Source organism: Aureimonas ureilytica (genome assembly GCF_001475935.1).
In the GTDB taxonomy this organism is placed as follows: domain Bacteria; phylum Pseudomonadota; class Alphaproteobacteria; order Rhizobiales; family Rhizobiaceae; genus Aureimonas; species Aureimonas ureilytica_A.
This window is the reverse complement of record NZ_LDQA01000146.1, coordinates 1-953: the sequence shown is the minus strand read 5'-3', so window position 1 is coordinate 953 and position 953 is coordinate 1. Positions and strand designations below refer to the sequence as shown.

1 protein-coding gene and 2 pseudogenes are annotated in these 953 nt (G+C 65.6%); 2 read left to right on the top strand and 1 reads right to left on the bottom strand.

Annotated elements, in window-relative coordinates; all coding sequences use genetic code 11:
* Together NS365_RS24715 and NS365_RS23130 are read left to right on the top strand one after the other, a co-directional pair.
* Window positions 1-258, top strand: a pseudogene (locus NS365_RS24715) (sensor histidine kinase); the annotation flags it as partial.
* Between the two features lie 63 nt (window positions 259-321).
* On the top strand, window positions 322-699 hold the full coding sequence (locus NS365_RS23130) for a response regulator (RefSeq protein ID WP_082675536.1): 378 nt from the start codon (window positions 322-324) through the stop codon (window positions 697-699).
* 36 nt (window positions 700-735) lie between these two features.
* Here NS365_RS23130 and NS365_RS23125 read toward each other — a convergent pair.
* Window positions 736-953: pseudogene (locus tag NS365_RS23125) on the bottom strand (D-alanyl-D-alanine carboxypeptidase); the annotation flags it as partial.

Sequence of the window (953 nt, the reverse complement as noted above, 5' to 3'; positions counted from 1 at the left end):
AACGCCGTGAAATACGGCGCCTTATCCAACGAAACCGGCTATGTGGACATCGAGTGGGCCGTGTCGCCCGAAGGCGCGTTCGATCTCACCTGGCGCGAAACCGACGGCCCGCCCGTCGTTTCGCCGGAGCGCAAAGGCTTTGGCACGCGCCTGATCCAACGGATCGTCGCGCCCTATTTCGACGGTTCGGCGTCCATGGATTTCCCGCCGGAGGGCCTCGTCTTCGCGCTGCATGGAAAGGTGAGCGCAAGGCTATAGTAATAGCTTCGAACTAATGGCTCCGGACGCGTCCGAGCCCGTCTCGTTCGAAGGATACTTCCCTTGGGTCGTGCTTTCCTGCCCCAGCGCCCCGGCGCCGTGATTGTCGATGATAACACGCTGATGATGATGGATGCGATGGACATCGCCGAAGAGGCCGGCTTCGTGTCCTATGGGGCACGCAACGCCGACGAGGCGATCCGCCTTCTGGAATCGTCACCCGACATTCGCGTGCTCTTCACCGATGTGCAGATGTCCGGCTCGATGGATGGCTACCGCCTGGCTGCGACGGTGCGCGAGCGCTGGCCGTCCGTGCGCATCCTCGTGACGTCGGGCGTGCGCGGGCCGGAAGTGGACGATCTTCCCGCGGACAGCCTGTTCTTCTGCAAGCCCTATGCCCATCACGCCGTGGCCGATGCCATGACGCGGCCCTCGCTCTGACAGACGAAGAGGCCGCCCCCGGCGGCCTCTATGCCCTTATCGGAAATGGCCGAGCACCTTGTTCTGGATGCGCTGGAACAGGCCGGCCGCCTCGACGGGCTTGGCCGCGTAGAGCGGCTCCTCGCGCAGGACCTGCCCGTCGCGCATGACCTTCAACTGCGCGATGCGTCGGCCCTCGGGCACGGGCGCGTCCACCGGGCCGATCGGCTGAATCTCGGTCGTGACCGGACCGCCGCCTGCGCCGCGCGGTTGGA